The following is a 17,906-nucleotide window of genomic DNA, read 5'->3' as shown; positions in this document are numbered from 1 at the left end:
TTTAGTTAAATACCTTTTTGATGATAAATCGGATAAGAAGAATGATTGAAATCAAAATACCTCCGACGATAACAAACTCCATGAATTCAGTTTTCGGTAAAACTAGCCTTCCTAAAGAATAGTTTTCGTTAATAGGCAATCTTTTCTCAAAGCCCAGGCTTTATTTTTAACTTTGCAGCCTCTGCAAACCTACCTACCATCATGAATTACCTCTCCAAAAGAAGGGTTGCCATTGGGGCCATGTTTTTTTTCATGGGCCTTTGTTTTGCCAGTTGGGCAGCCCGCATCCCTGATATTCAGACCAAATTCCAGTTATCAGAGGGGCAGCTGGGAACCATCTTGCTTTGTTTGCCTATCGGATCGATGTTGGGATTGCCTATTGCAGGTTGGTCGGTGCATCAATACGGGAGTAGAATCGTGATTTTGATCGGGAGTTTTGCCTATGCGCTTACCTTGCCCTTGATTGGATTGGCCCCCACCACTTGGCTGATTGTGCCCGTATTGGTAGTCTTTGGAATGTTGGGCAATATCATGAATATTTCTCTAAACACTCAGGCTCTTGGACTGGAAGATCAAATGGGGAAAAGCATTCTGGCATCTTTTCATGGACTTTGGAGTCTTGCGGGATTTACCGGGGCAGGCATAGGTGCAGGAATGATTTTTTTGAAATTTTCTCCTGCAGCTCATTATGCGGTAGTTACTGGGATTTCCGTTTTGATCATTCTTTTTTCTCAAAAATTCGTACTCAATGACAAGCGTGACTCCGGTGAAAGTGGAGGTCTTGTTCTCAAAAGACCCGATGACTTACTCCTCAGGGTGGGCCTGATTTCTTTCCTGGGGATGATGACCGAGGGCTGCATGTTTGATTGGAGTGGAGTTTATTTCAAAAAGATCGTTTTGGCTCAGCCTGAATTCGTTGCTCTAGGTTATGTGTGTTTTATGGGAGCTATGGCATCTGGAAGATTTATCACAGACAAAGCAAGTAATCGCTTTGGAAGGATTTCTGTCTTACAAGTTAGTGGGGCTTTGATATTTTTTGGATTAGTTCTATCCGTGATGGTTCCCAACCTTTACACGGCGGCATTTGGATTTTTGCTGGTTGGTTTAGGTGTTGCTTCGATCGTTCCGGTTTCCTACGGCATAGCTGGCCGGTCTAAACTTTACTCTCCAAGTGTGGCTTTAGCCTTGGTTTCTACCATTTCCTTCTTTGGTTTCTTATTGGGGCCCCCGGTGATAGGCTTTGTGGCGGACTTATTTGATCTCAAGGTGTCTTTTGCTCTGATTGCGGTCAACGGGCTTGGAATCGCCCTGCTCAGTAGTATTCGGAAGCAAGTATTTTACTCTCAGGAACCTATTTCAACCCCATGAGGCTACCAGAAGATTTTCAGTTTACAAAGCAATTTGAGGTTGGCTCATTTCAGGTTCATCCGGATGGGAAAATCAAGTTAAGTTCCTTGGCTGATTTACTGCAGGAAATAGCCTGGCGGCATGCAGATTCGGGGGATTTTGGACGAAATCTTCTTGAAAACAAGCAAATGTGGGTTCTTTCAAGGCTGGAAATCCGGGTGTTTGAATTCCCCAAATGGGGGGATACTATCCAGATTTTTACAGGGGGAAGGGGAGCAGAAAAGCTTTTTGCCTTCAGAGAGTTTATGGTTTGGGACGAAAATAAGCGTGTTTTGGCTCGTGCTATGTCGTCTTGGCTATTGCTCCACTCAGAGACTAAGCGGATTCAAAAACCGGAATCGGTATTGCCTCATGTGCTGTTTGATCCCTCCAAAGCTCCCTCTTGGCAACCGGAGAAATTGTCAATCCATGGCCTGCTAGGCCATCGGGAAGAACTAAAAGTCCGGCATTCTGATTTGGATCTTTACAACCATGTCAACAACACAAGCTATATCCGGTGGTCAGAAGATTTTTTTGCTGATTTGAATATTTTCCCCTCCGCTATTTCTATCAATTACCTCTCGGAATGCCTTGCCGGAGACAAGATTGAATTAAGTGGTTATGAAGAGGATGGAAGACGGTTCCTTGAAGGAAAAGTCGGCTCCAAAGCAGTCTTCCTGGTGAAAATAGGCTAGCCAGGTACCAGCGCCAGGATTAGGACTTGCTAGGACAAGGCTCAACATTTTTTTCTGGATCGGTTCTTCTTTTTTTGACCCAAAGTGACCATAGTCACAGCTTGGAAAGGGTGCAAAAAGTCAACTTTGTATATTACCTTAAGACTATGAACCAGATGATGCAACCCTTTCTTAAGCTCATTACCTTATTGGTCGCCTTATTAGGCTTGGCCGTGGCCCTTGTGGGGGTAGTGGGTTTTGTTGTTTTTCTATCTTACTCGGGAGTGCAATTACCCTCCCTGGCTGAAGAGGAGAAAACTCTGCCTCAGGTCGTTGCAGAAATTCCCGTAGTTAAGGCTTTGGCAGATGCATCCAGCCTTTGGAAAGCTCCTGATTGGGCAAGCGTAGAGGCTGAACCCAATGCGGATGAAATCAAATACGGAAGAGATCTGGTAGCCAATACCTCAGAATTTTTAGGTCCTAAGGGGAAAGTAAAAGCAATCTCCAACGGGATGAACTGTCAAAACTGCCACCTTCAGGCCGGAACTGCCCCTTTGGGTAACAATTATGGGGCAGTGGCTTCTACTTATCCCAAGTTTAGGGCAAGATCAGGTACTGAAGAGACCATCGAAAAGCGAATCAATGACTGCTTTGAGAGAAGCCTAAATGGAAAGCCTTTGGAGAATAACTCCAAGGAAATGAAAGCCATGGTCGCTTATATCCAATGGGTAGGTAAAGATGTGCCAAAGGGAGAAGTACCCAAAGGCTCCGGAATTTACGAGGTGCCCCTTCTTGACCGTGCCGCCGATCCGATCAAAGGAAAACTGGTTTACGATAATCAATGTGCCTCATGCCATCAGGCCGATGGTCAAGGTATGCCCAAGCCGGATGGTACAGGCTATATCTATCCTCCCCTGTGGGGCAATAACAGCTACAATCACGGCGCCGGGCTCTATAGACTTTCCAGATTTGCTGGTTATGTCAAGGCCAATATGCCCTTGGGTGCCACATTTGAAAATCCTATGCTGACGGATGAAGAAGCTTGGGATGTAGCTGCTTACGTCAATAGCTTGGAAAGACCCGCAAAGGACCTTTCCAAAGACTGGCCGGATATTTCCAAAAAACCTATGGACCATCCTTTTGGACCATTCTCAGACGAGTTTACGGAGGAGCAACATAAGTTTGGACCTTTCAAGCCGATACAGGCAGCCAAAGCGAGCAGCAAATAATGAATCGATTATCAGTTCTCTTTTTCCTTCTCATAGGATTTTCAATTTCATTGAAAGCACAGGAGGAGGAAAAAAAACTCATTGCCCAACCCTCAGCCCAATTTCGGACGTTTTGGATGAATACTTCCTATCCGGGAGAAGAGTTCAAATCGGATTATGCGTTGGGCATGAGCTTGGGAGTAGGGGGGAAACTCACTTTTGCGAAGCATTGGGATATGCAGCTGGTTTACAGGGCCTTTGGCAATGTGGTCAGTTCTGATTTTTGGAATCCCGATCCTGCCACAGGACAGGCGAACCGTTACGAAACAGGCCTGTTTGATATTCTAAATCCCACCGATCGGTTTTTCGGAAGATTGGAGACTTTTTCCTTTGGCTATTCTAAAGAATCCTTTGGGGTGAAAGTAGGCAGAATGGGATTGAATACGGATTGGGTAAATGCCCAAGACGGAAGACTTTCTCCCACCGCGGTAGAAGGTGTACAGGCTTGGTTTGCCCCACATGCTAAGTGGAAATTTTCCTTTTGGGGGATCGGCAGGATGAGTATCCGAGGAAGCAGTGAGTGGCTCGGTATTGGAAAGACCGTTGGTATTTATCCCCAAGGTAGGACTGTCCAAGGAAAGCCAGGGAATTACTTTGGAAATACAGAAAGTGACTGGTTGGGAATTTGGGAAATCGATCACCAGTTAGCGGGAGGGGGAAAAGTTCATTTTTCTCAAACCTACGCTCAAAATCTCTTTTCTACGTATTGGCTTTCTTTTGAAAAAAGCAGAAAACGTGCTAGCGGGATATGGACTTGGGGAATCCAGTCAGGATTTCAGCAAGGAATCGGGGAGGGGGGGAATCCAGAACCGTCGCTAAGATATAAAGAGCCTGAGGATTTGAATTATGCCATTTCCGGAAGATTGGGATGGAAAAATGACCATTGGATCACCCACTTGAATTTTACCCATGTGGGTGGAAAAGGCCGATGGCTAAGCCCAAGGGAATGGGGTAAAGATGCTTGGTATACGTTTATTCCCAGAGAAAGAAACGAAGGCTTTGAATCAGTCAATGCCTTGGTTGGCTATGGTGAGTACCGATTGGAAAACATCCCTGTTCAGATTTATGCCCATGCCGGACTTCATTGGCTTTCGGAGATGAGTAATGCCGCTGCCAACAAGTATAATTTCCCCAGTTACAGACAGGTGAATTTGGGATTGAAATACCAGCCAAAAACTGTCAAGAATCTGGATATTCATCTGCTTTTGGTAAGTAAAGAACCACTGCTATCCGAAAATTTGACCCCTAATCAGATTTACAATAAAGTGGAAATGCTTCACTTCAATGCAATTCTGAATTGGCGGTTGAATTAATCAAAAAGTCAGAAGATTCAGGGAGGTTTAGACGATTTCCTGGATTTTTAACGTGAAATAATCTTCATCAAGAGGACTTACAACAGCCCATTCCGAACAGAGTTTTAAGGTTATTTTCCTATAAAATTAGGATTTACCGAATCCTTTGCTCACCTTTGAGTCGTCGGAGAAATGTTTCCGATACTTGTCAACAAGTTTAGCATCGGCGATTCACCTGCCACAAGTAGCAAATCAAGAGTTCTCCAATACCAGGTTTTACTTCTTCTTCTCTACTTTTTTGATTCATCCATAGGCATCTGCCTTTCTGAATTAAAACCTGCAGTTTACAATCTTCAAAGAGAACCCAGATTTCCTATTATTCATTAAAATTTCCCTGTTATTAAGACCATTAGATTCTCGGAATCAGCTCTATCTGATTTCTCCCTCACACTTAAAAGTCGAGTAAACGACTATTTCAAAGCGACCCAGCAATCCAAATTTGGTAATACTGAAATGATCATCAAGACAATAGTCATGATGTTTGTTTATTTCGCTCCCGTCATTTTGGTGATCACTGGAGTTGCCGACCAGACTTGGCAGCTATTTGCTTGTTTTATCCTTAGCGGATTTGGGATGGCAGGCATAGGAATGGGGATCATGCATGATGCGATCCATGGCACCTATTCTCAAAATTCGACCATCAACAAACTTCTAGGCTATACGCTGAATATGGTTGGCGCTAATGCGACCGTATGGAGGATTCAACACAATGTACTTCATCATTCATATACCAATATTCATGAAGGTGATGACGATATCAATGCGCCGTTTTTCCTGCGGTTTTCTCCCAATGCAGAGAAAAATGCACTTCATCCCTATCAGCATTGGTATACCTGGTTTTTCTATGGTTTGTCTACCCTTTCATGGGTGACAACCAAGGATTTTATCCGACTCAATCGCTATTACAAGATGGGATTGCTGAAAGGTGAAAATGCTTACAGAAATACCGTTTTCAAGATTCTGGCGTGGAAGCTGGTTTATTATGCCTTCACTCTGGGACTTCCAATAGCCTTTTCTCCTTTTGGAGTTGGAGAGATTCTACTTGCCTTTTTGGCCCTTCATTTTGTGACAGGATTGAGCATATCCCTGGTTTTCCAGACAGCCCATGTCATGCCCGATATGGCATTTCCGGAGACCGACGAACATGGAATGGTAGAGGGCGAGCGACTGCTCCATCAACTAGCTACTACATCCAACTATTCCGAGAAAAGCAGGATATTTTCCTGGATGATCGGAGGTTTAAATTACCAAGTAGAACACCATCTATTTCCCGATATCTGTCACGTACATTACCGGAAAATTGCACCGATTGTAAAAGCCACCGCGGCGGAGTACAATATTCCTTATTATTCCCAAAAGACATTTTTAGATGCCTTGAAGGCTCATTTTCAGATGCTTTACCTCTTGGGTAATGCCGAACTTAAGCCTGTAAGGGCTTAACTAACCACTATGAACAATACCAGAAAAAATATTGCCACTCCAACTACTGCTCCTCGAAGTGGAAATGTGGACAGAAGGCAAGTGAAAAAGAAAGAATCCACTTTGGATCCAAGGCTTTTTGAAAAAAGAGCCAAGCCAAGCGGTCAGCAGGGTTTCAGAACAGAGAAATCTTTCGAAGACCTTCATCTGACTCCGAAGCTTCTTAGGAATATTTTGGACAAAGGATATCAAACCTTAACTACCATTCAGGAACAATCCATTCTTCCTCTTTTGGATGGAAGGGACATGATGGCCATTTCCAAGACAGGTTCAGGCAAAACAGCCGCTTTCCTTATTCCTATCATTGAGCATGCGCTCAAAGATCCACGAAATTTTACCGCATTGGTAGTGACTCCCACCAGGGAATTGGCACTTCAGATCGAAGAGGAATTCAAAAGTTTGACCACGGGCCTTCAGCTGTATTCAGCGACCTTTATCGGAGGTACAAACATCAATTCGGATCCTGACAAACTGAGCAGAAAACTCCAAGTTATTGTCGGTACTCCCGGAAGATTATTGGATCTAAGCGACCGAAAGGTATTGGACCTGAGAAAGGTCAATACCTTGGTACTGGATGAATTTGACCGAATGCTGGACATGGGCTTTGTCCATGATGTCAACAAATTGGTCAACCGTATCGGTCATAGAGATCAAACCTTGCTCTTTTCCGCAACCTTAGATCCAGCTCAAAAAAGACTTATCGATGGATTACTTCATAACCCTGTCGAAGTCAAAGTTGACAATGGATCTGGCACAAACGAAAATATCGAGCAGCAAACCATCCATGTACCTGAAGGTCAGGATAAGTTTGAACTTTTGGCAGAGCTATTCAATAATCCGGAATTGGATAAAGTAATCCTCTTTACAGAAACCAAAAGATTGGCCGACAGACTGGCTAAAAAACTGAATCAATCCGGAATTAAAGCCGGGCAGATTCATGGAGATAAGTCCCAAAACTTCCGAAATCGAATGATTGAGGAATTCAAATCCGGGACCATTCGTGTGCTGGTGGCAACCGATGTGGCTGCCAGAGGAATCGACGTCGCTGATGTGAGTCATGTGATCAACTATCAGCGTCCGATGACCATGGATGCCTACATCCATCGTATTGGCAGGACGGGCAGAGCCGGAAAGATCGGCCATGCCATCACCTTTGTAAACTAACCCCATTGCATGTCAAAAAATCAAAACACATTCATCAAAAAGCAAAAGGCTGAACTGAAGAAGCGAAAACAAAAAGAGAAACTCGAAAAGAAACTGGAGCGAAAGGCACTGCCTAAAGACGGAAGTCTGGACAATATGATCGCTTACGTAGACGAATTCGGAAACATCTCTAACACTCCTCCAGCTCCGCCAATCGAGAAAAAAACAAATTCAAATCAATCCAATCAAAACAGAGTAAAAACAAATCAAAATTTCAGAAATCATGAATGAAGGAACAGTAAAATTCTTTAACACTACCAAGGGCTTCGGATTTATCACACCAGCTGACCAAAGCGAAGACGTATTTGTACATCACAGTGGCTTGGTACACGAAATCCGTGAAAACGACCGTGTAACTTTTGACAAAGTTCAAGGTAAAAAAGGCGTAAACGCCGTAAACGTGAAGGTAGTTAGGTAATTAACCGCCTTAAAAAGCCTAAAAGCCCAGAGGTAATTTGCCTCTGGGCTTTTTAGTTTTGCTCTAATCCACTGATTTTACTTTGGAAGGATTTAATGGGAGAAGACCCCGATCTTTTGTCAAATTAAGCCTCCTTCGGTCATTGATTTCTGATCCTTTTGCCGACCGGATTACGGCTACCTGCAACTTTTTAGAAGAGTTACTTTTTTAAGAAGCTTTGATCTCATTGACCAACACGCTTCCCTGCTCAAAAGCTTTAATGTTTTCAAGTGTGGTTAGAGCTATCTGAGCCAGGGCTTCATTTGTCAAAAAGGCTTGATGTCCTGTGATCAGGACATTTGGAAAGGTCATCAATCGGGAGATTTGCTCGTCTTCGAGAATTTCATCGGAAAGATTCTTGAAGAAAATGTGCTCTTCCTGTTCGTAGACGTCAATCCCCAAAAATCCCAGTTTTTTGGATTTAAGTGCTTTGATGACTGCTTTGGTATCAATCAATGCACCCCGGCTGGTATTGATTAAGGCCACACCATTTTGCATATAGCTGAGGGTTTCAGCATTGATCAAGTGCCTTGTTTGAGGAGTAAGAGGGCAATGCAAGGAAATAATATGACTGGTTGCCAAGACCTCTTTTAAAGGAAGGTAGGTCACTCCAAGCGCTTTCATTTCTTCATTTTCCTGAAGGTCAAACGCAAGTATCTTACAGCCGAATCCTTTTGCAATCCGACAAAATGCTCTGCCGATTGCTCCCGTACCGATGACTCCAACGGTTTTGCCATGGATGTTGACACCGGTAAGGCCTTCGATCGAGAAGTTGTTTTCCCGTACTCGGTTGTAGGCTTTGTGCGTTTTTCTGGATAAGGTCAATATGAGTGCAAAGGCATGTTCGGCTACTGCTTCAGGACTGTATGCAGGGACACGGGCGATGTGGATGCCGTATTTTTCTGCGGCTTGAAGATTGACTTGATTATATCCTGCGCAGCGAAGTGCGATTAGCCTAATGCCCAGATGGTTTAATTTTTTTAGAGTAAACTCATCCACAGGATCGTTGACAAAGGTGCAAATGGCTTGATGTCCCTCTGCCAGGGCTACTGTCTGGTGATTTAATTGGGCCTCAAAAAAGCTAAATTCATAGCCATAGGATTGACCCTGTCGAAGAAAACTTTCCCTGTCGTAAGATTTGGTGCTGAAAAAGGCGATTTTCATAAGTGGTTGGAATTACTTTTTGTTAAACCTTGGGTGTTTAAAAAGGTCTTTTTCTTTGCTGTTTATTTTTTCTTCAATTGATAGATACTAAATCGGAACTCTTCCTCTTCCACATCAGGATGATTGGGTTCTTGGACCAGGATTTTATTGTCCGGAAGCCCAAGAATCATGGAACCCGAGGGACTAGCAAGCTCGTAAGGTAATGCTTTGCCATCAAGAAAAAGTTTTACGGACCGGAATTCCGGATCTTCTTGAGGAGAGTATGATTCATTTTGAGCAGATTTGGTAAGAAAAGTGGCTTCTGAGATACCTTTAAAATAGTGTAGAAGGTAGGTTTGACCTCCAAGATGGATCAATCTCTGATTTCGACCGGAATAAACCCGATGTTGATTATAATTTGGATCATTTGCCGGAGTGCCAATTGGAAGAGGAGGGAAGGTAATAAATGACTCATGCTCAAAAGGGATTTCAGCTTTTTTACTCAGGGAGGCGAGATCGTAAAGCAATATCTTTTGGTCCAAACCGGTCACTAAAGCCATTTCATTCCGCTCCTGATCCACCACAAAAGTTTTGGTCATTAGCTCATAATACATTTGGTCAGTTTTGGCATAGACGGATTCCGGATCATAAGGAATGACGGAAATTTGATTTCCATTTTCAAGATTGATTTGAGAGAAATGTTGTAGTGTATCTTTTCCCTCTTTATTCATGATCAGGTAATGTGCGGGCAGAAAACTACTCGGACCAACCAGGGCATAACTAGTAGCATTAATTTGGTAAATGGGTGTTTTTCCCATAGGACCAAAGGTTCGTATAGGCAGGGGAGAGGAGACTCGGTGTTGGGATAGGATTTCAAACTCGGGAGAAAGAGTAACAAGGGAAAATGGGAATTCCAACAAGATATTCCCTTCAGGGGTAAAACTCATTCCTGTAGGATTCCAATTACCGTAGAGACCTGGTCCTTCGCCTTTTTTGGATACGCGATTGATTAGTTCACCCTTTTCACCAATGATGAGAAGTTCGTCCGAAATGGTAGAGTACCCCAAGTAGACTTGTTTGACTGGAGAATAGTCCGTGATTACGATCTGCGTCAAATTTTTGATCCCAAAAGAATCGACTTTAACCAGAGTATAATTTTCGGTTCCACTTTGGGAAGTTTCTGTTTTTGGGGAACAAGCTATATTCAAGCCCCATATCATAAGGATAGAAAAGCAGATAAAATTAGACTTCATTGCATTTTGAGTTTTGTCTACGAAAATTTAGTAAATATAATTAGCCGACTTTCTTTTTCAAGATTTTCGAGAGTTAACCCATTAAAATTTTGAAAAACTAGCGATTAAGGGGATATTGGTCTGATATAATCCACTTACCATGAAGAAAATATTCCTTTACAGTCTGCCACTTTGGTTGGCATTCGCTTGTAGCCCTACTGAAAAACAACCCATTGTAGAAGATTCTATGCCTCCAGAAACACAAATTATTGAAATTCCCATGCCTGATTCTGTACTCCGACACGTTGTATTATTTGGATTTAAAGAAAGCTCCAAACCGGAGGATATCCAGAAAATTGTGGATGCGTTCAAGGAATTGCCTTCTAAAATCTCTGAAATAAAAGATTTTGAATGGGGTACCAATTCCAGTCCTGAAGGATTAAATCAGGGCTTAACTCATGCTTTTATGGTTACCTTTCATTCTGATGCGGATCGAGACACCTATTTGCCACATCCGGCCCATAAGGAATTTGTGGATATCCTCGGCCCTCACCTTGATAAAGTCACAGTACTGGACTATTGGACAAAGCCTTAATTATTTGTCATAAGGTAAATTCCCGCCTTCTTGGCTGGTTGGGGTTGCATTAAGCACTTCGGTCACCACAAAAACGCTGGTTCCTCGCCAAGGAAGCATTCCGTTGTATTCCTGATAGCGCAATTCAAGGTGTTTTCCTGAATTGCGCTCCAGGATTGCTGCTACTTCGGGATCTGTTACACTAAACCGGAACTCATTGCTTTGCAGGGCACCGGAAGTTGGACTTTGGAATCCTTCCTGAACCATTCTGCCTTCCCAGGTTTTGAAAATGACTCCTTTTTTGACAAAATAATTAAGGTTTCCTGCTTTTACACCTTCGCCAAAAACAAAGTAGAACTTCCACCAAAAGAATATTCCCACTACCAAAAGAAGTACAAGTCCCGAAATCCAAGCAAATTTTTTCATAAAGACAAACAATAGATTTTCATTAAATATAGGAATCGGAATCCTGAAAAAGATATATCCTCGTTTTTTTTGAAACTCCTACAATTCTACTGTGTTTAGGCAGTATGCAGCATTCTTTGTTTGAATCGCACAATCTCAATCTTCTTCCTTTTGAGGGAGAGGTGATCTTCTATCCCGATTTTTTCACCAGAAGGGATTCAGATCGACTTTTCCAAAGTCTTCAGAATAATTTGCAATGGAAACAGGAACCCATCTGGATGTTTGGGAAACAGGTGATGCAACCTCGGCTTACTTCACTCTATGGGAATCCTGATCGGCCTTACGGATATTCCGGAATTTCTATGATTCCACACCCTTGGACACCTGAATTGCTTGAAATCAAAACTAAGGTTGAAGACTTTGTTGGGAGTGAATTTACCCATGTCCTCTGCAATTTCTACCGGGATGGCAATGATAGTATGGGCTGGCATCGTGACAATGAGGCAGTTTTAGGAAAGAATCCAACCATTGCTTCCGTTACTTTTGGGGCCACCCGTGATTTTCAGATCAGGCACTATGAAACAAAGGGCAATAAAATCGGAATTCCTCTCAGTCACGGGAGTTTGTTGATCATGTCCGGGGAGAGCCAGCACTCTTGGGAGCATCAGATTCCCAAAACAAAAAAAGTCCTTTCTCCTAGGATTAATCTTACGTTTAGAAAACTGCTCTGAATCAGCTGTTTTTATTTAAAAAGGAGCTGGTTTTTCAGATTGATCAGGTAATTCAACATGAGCGGTTTTTCGATATACTCGATCACTGAAGGGTATTTGATCGCTTTCTTTTTGTCATCCATACTCACGGAGGATGTAATCAATACTACCTTGATTTTATCAGGGCATTGGAGTGTTTGGATGTAATCCAAAACTCCCCAACCATCTATGTTTTCCATGTAGATATCCAGGAAAATCAGCAAGTTGTCAAAGTCCTGATCTTTGATTCCGGAGAGGTATTCGATTATTTCACTTCCGCCCGCAAAGGTCATGGGGTCTTCGCTTATTCCGGATTTTTTTGCTAGAAGCTTATGAAAAAAAATATACTCAGGGTCGTCGTCTACGATAATCAAATCAAAATTCATGTTGGCAATTAGGTATTATAGGTTTTGAAATCTTTGTGCTTCCGCAGATTTATCCGAAATGTCTCTAATAATCTTGTCTAATTCAAATGCTGAATCTAAGATTATCTGAAGGAATTTTTGAAACTCCTGATCTTCCACTTCTATTTCTGGATCCACGATAAGCTGGATAACGCCCATCATTCTGGCCAAAGGAGCTCTGACGATGTGGGACTGTATCCAGGCGATTTCTTTCAATGCTTTGTTTTGATTGATAATTGCATTGATAAAACTGAGGCGGTCAGTGATGTCCCGATAAATATTCATGACTGCAGTTTTGCCGTCAAGCTCCAGAATATTTGCTTTGACCTCCATGTTCCGGAGTTCACCGTTTTTTTTGCGGATGATGGTTTCAAACTCATGAGAACCTTGGTTCAGTAGCTTTTTTACATTTTCTTCATAGTATCCCGGCTCATTGATTCGGATATCAATATCTCTTACACTAAGTCTGAGGAGTTCCTCCTTGGTATACCCGAGGATGGTCTCACTTGCAGGATTGGTTTCTATGAAGTTGGAAGGTCCGGATTCATCCAGGAAAAACAGGTTGATGTCATCCAAATTCGCATCAAATAGTAACCGGTATTTTTTCTCGTTTTTCTCCGCTTCTTCCTTCGCTTTTCGCAATTCTTCTGTTCGAATGTTTACTTTCTGTTCTAAGCGTTCGTTCTGTCCCTGAAGCTGATCCATCAGGTATTTGGTTGTCAATAGATTTTGTATTCTTAAGGTGACCTCACTGATATCAAAAGGCTTAGTCAAAAAATCCCTAGCTCCCAGTTTCAAAGCTCTTTCTTTACTTTTGGGGTTAGTGTCAGCTGTCAAAACTAGGATCGGTAAGAATTCCTTGATTTCTGAATTTTTATTCAATTCTTCCAGAATTTGAAATCCTGATACTTCCGGCATCATCAAATCCAAGAGAAGGATGTCCGGTTTGGATATTTCCAACTGACTAAAGAAGTCTTTGGGATTTGCCGTAGACCAAATATTCTTGAAACCCGAAAGGCTCAGAATATTTTCCAAAAGGACAATATTCTGAATTTGATCATCTACTATAAAAATGGTAGACTTCAATATTGCTTCTTTAAGTTGAATTTTTTCAGTCATTGGAGTTTTTCTTGAAGTAAAGGTCGAACAGTTTGATTATCTGACTGATATTGATTGGCTTTGTGATGTAATGTTCAGCCCCTTTTTCAGTCATGCCTTCAATTTGTTTGGCAGTAGCATCCGCACTGACTACAGAGACCGGAAGAAATCTGGTCTCCTCATCAGATTTTAAAATCTCCAGCACCTTTCCTCCAGAAATATCCGGTAGGTTTAGGTCCAAAAGGATTAAAGAAGGTTTATGTTTCTTAGCCAATTCCAAGGCTTCCGATCCATACATGGTGTAGATCAGTTGAATTTCAGGTTTGAGACTGGCCAGTAATTCTTTGATCAATTCAATGTTGGAAATATTGTCTTCAATCAAAAGTAATGCGCCTTGAGTTTGAGCATCCAGCTGGATAATGGAGGACTGCTCATGGGTATGGGACTCTAATTTCCCAGAATCTTGAGGTGCGGCCGGGAGCTCTATCCAAAACCTACTTCCTTTACCGATCTGACTTTCGACTCCTACTTTCCCCTTTATGAGTTTAGTGAGCTTTTCTACCACAGACAGCCCCAAGCCAGTACCTTCTACGAAATGATTTGCATCACCCACTCGTTCAAATGGTTTGAACAATTTGGGTAGATCGTCTTCAGAAATTCCAATCCCATTGTCTTCTACATTAATTCTAATGCATTCTTTTCCATTTTGATCTGATAAGTGTTCCAGATAGATACTGACAGATCCATCTTCTTTGTTGTACTTGATGGCATTGTTGAGCAGGTTAATGAGAATTTGTTTGAGTCTTTGTACATCTGCCCAAACAAAAGTCTTGGAATCCGTCAGTGAAGTGGAGGTAATAGTAATGGATTTTTTTAATGCAAAGGGTGTTACCGACTCCACGACTTCGTTGATCAGATGTAAGAGATCAATCGATTCCAGGGAAATAGAAACTTTTCCTGATTCAATTCGAGCAATATCCAAAACTTCATTAATGAGCTGAAGAAGGTGATTCCCGCTTTTGATGATGTATTCCAGGTTTTTTTTCTGAGAGGCCTTTAGCTCGGTAAGCTCAAGTAGCTGGGCAAATCCCAGAATGGAGTTCATGGGGGTACGGAGTTCATGGCTCATTCTTGATAGAAATTCACTTTTTGCTTGATTGGCGGAGTCTGCTTCGATTCTAGCCATTTCCAGCTCTTTGTTGGAATTTTCCAATTCCTGAGTCCTTTCCGCAATTCTTCTTTCCAGATTGAAATTGAGCTCCAGAATTTCTTCTTCTATTCTCTTTCTTTCCGTGATATCCTGCTTTACTCCCAAGAAATTTTTAATCCTGTTTTTTTCATCAAAAATTGGGGTTATCGAAATATGTTCCCAATACAATTCTCCATTTTTTCGTCGATTTTGCCATTCATTTTGCCAGTTATTTCCTGAACAAATGGTTTTCCAAAGGTCATTATAGACTTTTCGTTCTGTCATTCCTGATTTGATGATTCCCACGGGTTTCCCTTTGAGTTCTTCCGTTGAATACCCTGTCATTTTGAGGAATGAGGGACTCATGTATTCGAGATTTCCTTTTAGGTCAGTGATAATGATCGCTACAGGGCTTTGCTCTATGGCTAGAGTAAGCTTTCTAATCTCACTTTCATTCTTTTTTCGATCGGTAATTTCCCGGACAAATCTCAAAATTTTATTTTCTGTCATCGGGACGATCCTGGATTCAAAAAACCTTCCCTCAAAGCCTCTCATTCCTGCGTATTCGTAGGTCTGAATCTTTTTCTCTTTAAGAGCAAGCTGAATTTTATTGAGGTGCAAAAATGCCTGATCCTCCTCAAAGACTTCTTTTAGGTTTTTTCCAATCAAATAGGAAAAGTCTCCTATATAGTTTTCAAGGTTTGAACTGAAATACTCCAAATAATTTCCTTCCGAGTCAAGGATGTAAAGAATGTCCGGGATTGCGTCAATGATTGCTTTAAGTCTTAGGTTTTGTTCTTTGATTTTTTCCTCAATTATTTTCTGTTCGGACATGTCAATGACTGTGGAAGCATTGAACAGGGGATTTCCATTTTCATCCAAATAGAGTTTTGTGCTGACTAATCCCGGAAAAGTAGACCCGTCTTTTCGTTTTCTTCCAAACTCCTTTGCACTGTATTCTCCATTCTTTAAAAATTCAGGATAGATTTTTCCAAAATAGGACTCCAGTTGCTCTTCGGTATGTAGAGTAAGGATTTCTTTTCCAATCAGTTCTTCGACTTCGTATCCGTGCATTTTTGCAAACGCTTCATTGCAATAGGAAATTATTCGGGTTTTGTGATCAGTGATCACCGAACCGTAGGTTGCTTTATCAGAGATCAACCTGAACTTACTCAGTTCTCTTTCTGTGTTTTTTCGATCACTGATGTCAATTCCGACGCATTGCATTTCGAAGGGATTCCCAGCACTGTCTGTTATACAAACGAAATCCCAAAGTGTAGTCATGATCTTTCCGGATTTTGTAGGTTTGTCCAGTTCCACTTGGAAAACCTTCCCGGGAGATTCAATGCATTTGACCACAGTTTCGGTGGCCTTGTCTTTATCATATTCGCAGATCGAAGTGAGGGAGTCAGAGGATTCCAGTCCCTTGGTAGGGTAGAGGTATCCAAAGTCCTCTTCGAATTTTTTATTCCAAAAAGTATGTCTTCCTTTCAGATCTGTTCTGATGACAAAATTGGTCTGAGAATTTACCAGGTTCCTGAGTCTTTCTTCACTTTTTCTGATGGCATCAAGGTTTTGTTTAACCTCTAGATGTTGATTTAGGGTATTGGCGATGGTTTTGAGAACAGTTTTTTCTTCCGGAAGGAATTTTTCTCTCTCAGGAATGAAAACCTCGATCCAACCTATTTCCTGATCGTTCACCAGGAATTTCTCGCTGATAAAGTTTTGAGTCAGTATGAAATGGGGGGATTCAATGTTTTGGCCCAGGTAAATAATTCGTGCCGATGTCACTTTGGGGTTATAAAACCCACTTGGCATTATGTTGACAATCTCCTGAAATAAAACTTTCTCAGGCAAATTCTTTTGAATGGTAAGATTGGAGATTTGGTAGATGGAATTGAGTTCTTTAATCCTTTCTTTTAATTCCCTTTCTCTTTTAAAACGGTTGTTGACGTTGGCCAGAATTCCAGTAAATATTCTTAAAAGGTTGATTTCATTTTCGGAGTAGGTGTGGTGCTTTTTCACCGAATCCAGGCCAATAAACCCTATGCAGTCTTTGGAGTCCATGATGGGCATTGCCAGGAGACTTTTGACTCCTTGAGGTTCCAAGATCTGCCTTAAGGTGGCATTTTCATCTAAGCTGAAAACATCTTTGACATACATCATTTCTCCCTTCAGGTGGTTTTCTGTCCAATCTTCAAGGCCTTCTAATGGTGTCTGTTGCAGAATTTCAATCTGAGGTTCGATACCCTCTGAGCACCACTCAAATGTGTTGGAGCAGGTGTGTTTTTCCCAGTCGTATTCAAACACATACATTCGGTCTGCTTCCACAAATTCCCCGAGTTTCTGTAATGAAAGCTGAATGGTTTCGTTGAATTTCTCTTCAGGGATGTTGATGAAAGAGGTGGAGGTAAAAACCAAAAGCTCCATGAGTTCTGACTGAGCTTTTATTTTTCTTTCGGCCTCGATTTGACGGGTGATGTCGGTGAAAGAAGAAAATACCAAATGGGGAGAGGATGCTCCTTGCTTAAATTCAGGTGTGGAATTAATAAGGATCCAGCGGTAGTCATTGGATAGAGGATTGAAAATTCCCATCACAACATTCTCCACTACTTTTCCGGTTTTCAAAGCTACCATGGCCGGGTGAATGTCTCCCGGAAATGGCAAACCGTCCTGATGGATCGCATGCCATCTTGGGTCAACAGAAGTGCGTCCTTGGAGTTGTTCTAAAGTAAGTCCCAGTAATTGTTGAGCTGCAGGATTGGCATCGATAATTTTCCCTTCGGAATCTTGGTATACCACTCCCTCAGGCATCTTTTCAAAAAGAGACGTATATTTTTCGGCACTTTCTCTCAATGCCTTGGAGGCTTGCATAAAATCACTGATTTCCTCCATAATCAAGAAAAGGCTCCGAACTTCATTGAATTCAAATTCAAGTGTTTTAACATTTACTACTGCTACACTTTTCGAAGGAAGATGTAGAAAAAGTTCTTCTAAATCAAGTGGGTCTCCATTACATAAAGTCTTGAATTCCGCAGAAATGGAAGTCAAAAGATCATGTTGGTTTTTAACTGTTAAATCTGCAAAATCAGCATAACTTATGCCGATGAGTTTAGAAAATGATTGATTGAAATAAAGTAATTTTCCATCTGATTTTGAAAAAATAAGAACTCCTTGTTTTAGGCTGTCTAGTTGATGAATAAAATCTAATTTTATCTTGGGAGGTTCTGTTGGAAATGATGTTTTCTTCAACTTCACTACAAAACCATTCCTTGCTTTTTTGATTTGATGAA

The 17,906-nt window shown here is 41.7% G+C and carries 16 protein-coding genes; 10 read left to right on the top strand and 6 right to left on the bottom strand.

Annotation, left to right across the window (positions count from 1 at the left end; all coding sequences use genetic code 11):
• Window positions 1-201: 201 nt before the first annotated feature.
• From DDT91_RS17585 to DDT91_RS17550, 8 genes are all read left to right on the top strand, one after another.
• Window positions 202-1,368, top strand: coding sequence for an MFS transporter (locus DDT91_RS17585; protein WP_187177501.1), 1,167 nt, complete (start codon window positions 202-204; stop codon window positions 1,366-1,368).
• A complete protein-coding gene (locus tag DDT91_RS17580) occupies window positions 1,365-2,081 on the top strand; it encodes an acyl-[acyl-carrier-protein] thioesterase (RefSeq protein ID WP_187177500.1) in 717 nt (238 codons plus the stop codon). Before DDT91_RS17585 ends, DDT91_RS17580 begins: the two co-directional genes overlap by 4 nt.
• 146 nt (window positions 2,082-2,227) lie before the next feature.
• Window positions 2,228-3,289, top strand: coding sequence for a c-type cytochrome (locus DDT91_RS17575; RefSeq protein ID WP_187177499.1), 1,062 nt, complete (start codon window positions 2,228-2,230; stop codon window positions 3,287-3,289).
• A complete protein-coding gene (locus DDT91_RS17570; RefSeq protein WP_187177498.1) occupies window positions 3,289-4,641 on the top strand; it encodes a hypothetical protein in 1,353 nt (450 codons plus the stop codon). The genes DDT91_RS17575 and DDT91_RS17570 overlap by 1 nt, the downstream gene beginning before the upstream one ends.
• Before the next feature lie 492 nt (window positions 4,642-5,133).
• A complete protein-coding gene (locus DDT91_RS17565) occupies window positions 5,134-6,120 on the top strand; it encodes an acyl-CoA desaturase (RefSeq protein WP_187177497.1) in 987 nt (328 codons plus the stop codon).
• A gap of 9 nt (window positions 6,121-6,129) precedes the next feature.
• Window positions 6,130-7,323, top strand: coding sequence for a DEAD/DEAH box helicase (locus DDT91_RS17560; RefSeq protein ID WP_187177496.1), 1,194 nt, complete (start codon window positions 6,130-6,132; stop codon window positions 7,321-7,323).
• A gap of 9 nt (window positions 7,324-7,332) precedes the next feature.
• Window positions 7,333-7,593 carry a cold-shock protein gene (locus tag DDT91_RS17555; RefSeq protein WP_187177495.1) on the top strand — a complete coding sequence of 87 codons (261 nt, stop codon included), beginning with the start codon at window positions 7,333-7,335 and terminating at the stop codon, window positions 7,591-7,593.
• The gene (locus tag DDT91_RS17550) at window positions 7,586-7,780 is read left to right on the top strand and encodes a cold-shock protein (RefSeq protein WP_187177494.1); all 195 of its coding nucleotides are present in this window, start codon (window positions 7,586-7,588) and stop codon (window positions 7,778-7,780) included. Before DDT91_RS17555 ends, DDT91_RS17550 begins: the two co-directional genes overlap by 8 nt.
• A gap of 207 nt (window positions 7,781-7,987) precedes the next feature.
• On the opposite strand, the gene DDT91_RS17545 is transcribed toward DDT91_RS17550, so the two are convergent.
• Together DDT91_RS17545 and DDT91_RS17540 are read right to left on the bottom strand one after the other, a co-directional pair.
• Window positions 7,988-8,983: a 2-hydroxyacid dehydrogenase gene (locus DDT91_RS17545; RefSeq protein ID WP_187177493.1), complete on the bottom strand. Its 996-nt coding sequence runs from the start codon at window positions 8,981-8,983 to the stop codon at window positions 7,988-7,990.
• 62 nt (window positions 8,984-9,045) lie between these two features.
• A complete protein-coding gene (locus DDT91_RS17540; protein ID WP_187177492.1) occupies window positions 9,046-10,215 on the bottom strand; it encodes a hypothetical protein in 1,170 nt (389 codons plus the stop codon).
• 139 nt (window positions 10,216-10,354) lie between these two features.
• Between DDT91_RS17540 and DDT91_RS17535 the strand changes: the two genes are divergently transcribed.
• Complete coding sequence (locus tag DDT91_RS17535; protein ID WP_187177491.1) at window positions 10,355-10,789, top strand: Dabb family protein; 435 nt, start codon at window positions 10,355-10,357, stop codon at window positions 10,787-10,789.
• Here DDT91_RS17535 and DDT91_RS17530 read toward each other — a convergent pair whose 3' ends face one another.
• The gene (locus DDT91_RS17530) at window positions 10,790-11,194 is read right to left on the bottom strand and encodes a hypothetical protein (protein WP_187177490.1); all 405 of its coding nucleotides are present in this window, start codon (window positions 11,192-11,194) and stop codon (window positions 10,790-10,792) included.
• 104 nt (window positions 11,195-11,298) lie between these two features.
• Between DDT91_RS17530 and DDT91_RS17525 the strand changes: the two genes are divergently transcribed.
• Window positions 11,299-11,904: an alpha-ketoglutarate-dependent dioxygenase AlkB gene (locus DDT91_RS17525; RefSeq protein WP_187177489.1), complete on the top strand. Its 606-nt coding sequence runs from the start codon at window positions 11,299-11,301 to the stop codon at window positions 11,902-11,904.
• 11 nt (window positions 11,905-11,915) lie between these two features.
• Here DDT91_RS17525 and DDT91_RS17520 read toward each other — a convergent pair whose 3' ends face one another.
• Genes DDT91_RS17520 through DDT91_RS17510 form a run of 3 tightly spaced genes read right to left on the bottom strand, consistent with a single transcriptional unit; the run spans window position 11,916 to window position 17,487 of the window.
• A complete protein-coding gene (locus DDT91_RS17520; RefSeq protein ID WP_187177488.1) occupies window positions 11,916-12,308 on the bottom strand; it encodes a response regulator in 393 nt (130 codons plus the stop codon).
• A 15-nt stretch (window positions 12,309-12,323) separates the two neighbouring features.
• Window positions 12,324-13,445: a response regulator gene (locus DDT91_RS17515; RefSeq protein WP_187177487.1), complete on the bottom strand. Its 1,122-nt coding sequence runs from the start codon at window positions 13,443-13,445 to the stop codon at window positions 12,324-12,326.
• Window positions 13,438-17,487 carry a PAS domain S-box protein gene (locus DDT91_RS17510; protein ID WP_187177486.1) on the bottom strand — a complete coding sequence of 1,350 codons (4,050 nt, stop codon included), beginning with the start codon at window positions 17,485-17,487 and terminating at the stop codon, window positions 13,438-13,440. The genes DDT91_RS17515 and DDT91_RS17510 overlap by 8 nt, the downstream gene beginning before the upstream one ends.
• Window positions 17,488-17,906: the final 419 nt, after the last annotated feature.

It is taken from the genome of Algoriphagus sp. AK58 (genome assembly GCF_014324365.1).
In the GTDB taxonomy this organism is placed as follows: domain Bacteria; phylum Bacteroidota; class Bacteroidia; order Cytophagales; family Cyclobacteriaceae; genus Algoriphagus.
The sequence above is the reverse complement of the archived record's forward strand: the minus strand, read 5'-3'. Positions and strand labels throughout refer to the sequence as shown.

Coding starts and splice junctions, on each gene's coding strand:
- DDT91_RS17525 (WP_187177489.1), top strand. CDS start 11,299: ATGCAGCATTCTTTGTTTGAATCGCACAATCTCAATCTTCTTCCTTTT.
- DDT91_RS17540 (WP_187177492.1), bottom strand. CDS start 10,215: ATGAAGTCTAATTTTATCTGCTTTTCTATCCTTATGATATGGGGCTTG.
- DDT91_RS17575 (WP_187177499.1), top strand. CDS start 2,228: ATGAACCAGATGATGCAACCCTTTCTTAAGCTCATTACCTTATTGGTC.
- DDT91_RS17555 (WP_187177495.1), top strand. CDS start 7,333: ATGTCAAAAAATCAAAACACATTCATCAAAAAGCAAAAGGCTGAACTG.
- DDT91_RS17550 (WP_187177494.1), top strand. CDS start 7,586: ATGAATGAAGGAACAGTAAAATTCTTTAACACTACCAAGGGCTTCGGA.
- DDT91_RS17530 (WP_187177490.1), bottom strand. CDS start 11,194: ATGAAAAAATTTGCTTGGATTTCGGGACTTGTACTTCTTTTGGTAGTG.
- DDT91_RS17520 (WP_187177488.1), bottom strand. CDS start 12,308: ATGAATTTTGATTTGATTATCGTAGACGACGACCCTGAGTATATTTTT.
- DDT91_RS17565 (WP_187177497.1), top strand. CDS start 5,134: ATGATCATCAAGACAATAGTCATGATGTTTGTTTATTTCGCTCCCGTC.
- DDT91_RS17570 (WP_187177498.1), top strand. CDS start 3,289: ATGAATCGATTATCAGTTCTCTTTTTCCTTCTCATAGGATTTTCAATT.
- DDT91_RS17510 (WP_187177486.1), bottom strand. CDS start 17,487: ATGCAAGCCTCCAAGGCATTGAGAGAAAGTGCCGAAAAATATACGTCT.
- DDT91_RS17545 (WP_187177493.1), bottom strand. CDS start 8,983: ATGAAAATCGCCTTTTTCAGCACCAAATCTTACGACAGGGAAAGTTTT.
- DDT91_RS17585 (WP_187177501.1), top strand. CDS start 202: ATGAATTACCTCTCCAAAAGAAGGGTTGCCATTGGGGCCATGTTTTTT.
- DDT91_RS17535 (WP_187177491.1), top strand. CDS start 10,355: ATGAAGAAAATATTCCTTTACAGTCTGCCACTTTGGTTGGCATTCGCT.
- DDT91_RS17515 (WP_187177487.1), bottom strand. CDS start 13,445: ATGACTGAAAAAATTCAACTTAAAGAAGCAATATTGAAGTCTACCATT.
- DDT91_RS17580 (WP_187177500.1), top strand. CDS start 1,365: ATGAGGCTACCAGAAGATTTTCAGTTTACAAAGCAATTTGAGGTTGGC.
- DDT91_RS17560 (WP_187177496.1), top strand. CDS start 6,130: ATGAACAATACCAGAAAAAATATTGCCACTCCAACTACTGCTCCTCGA.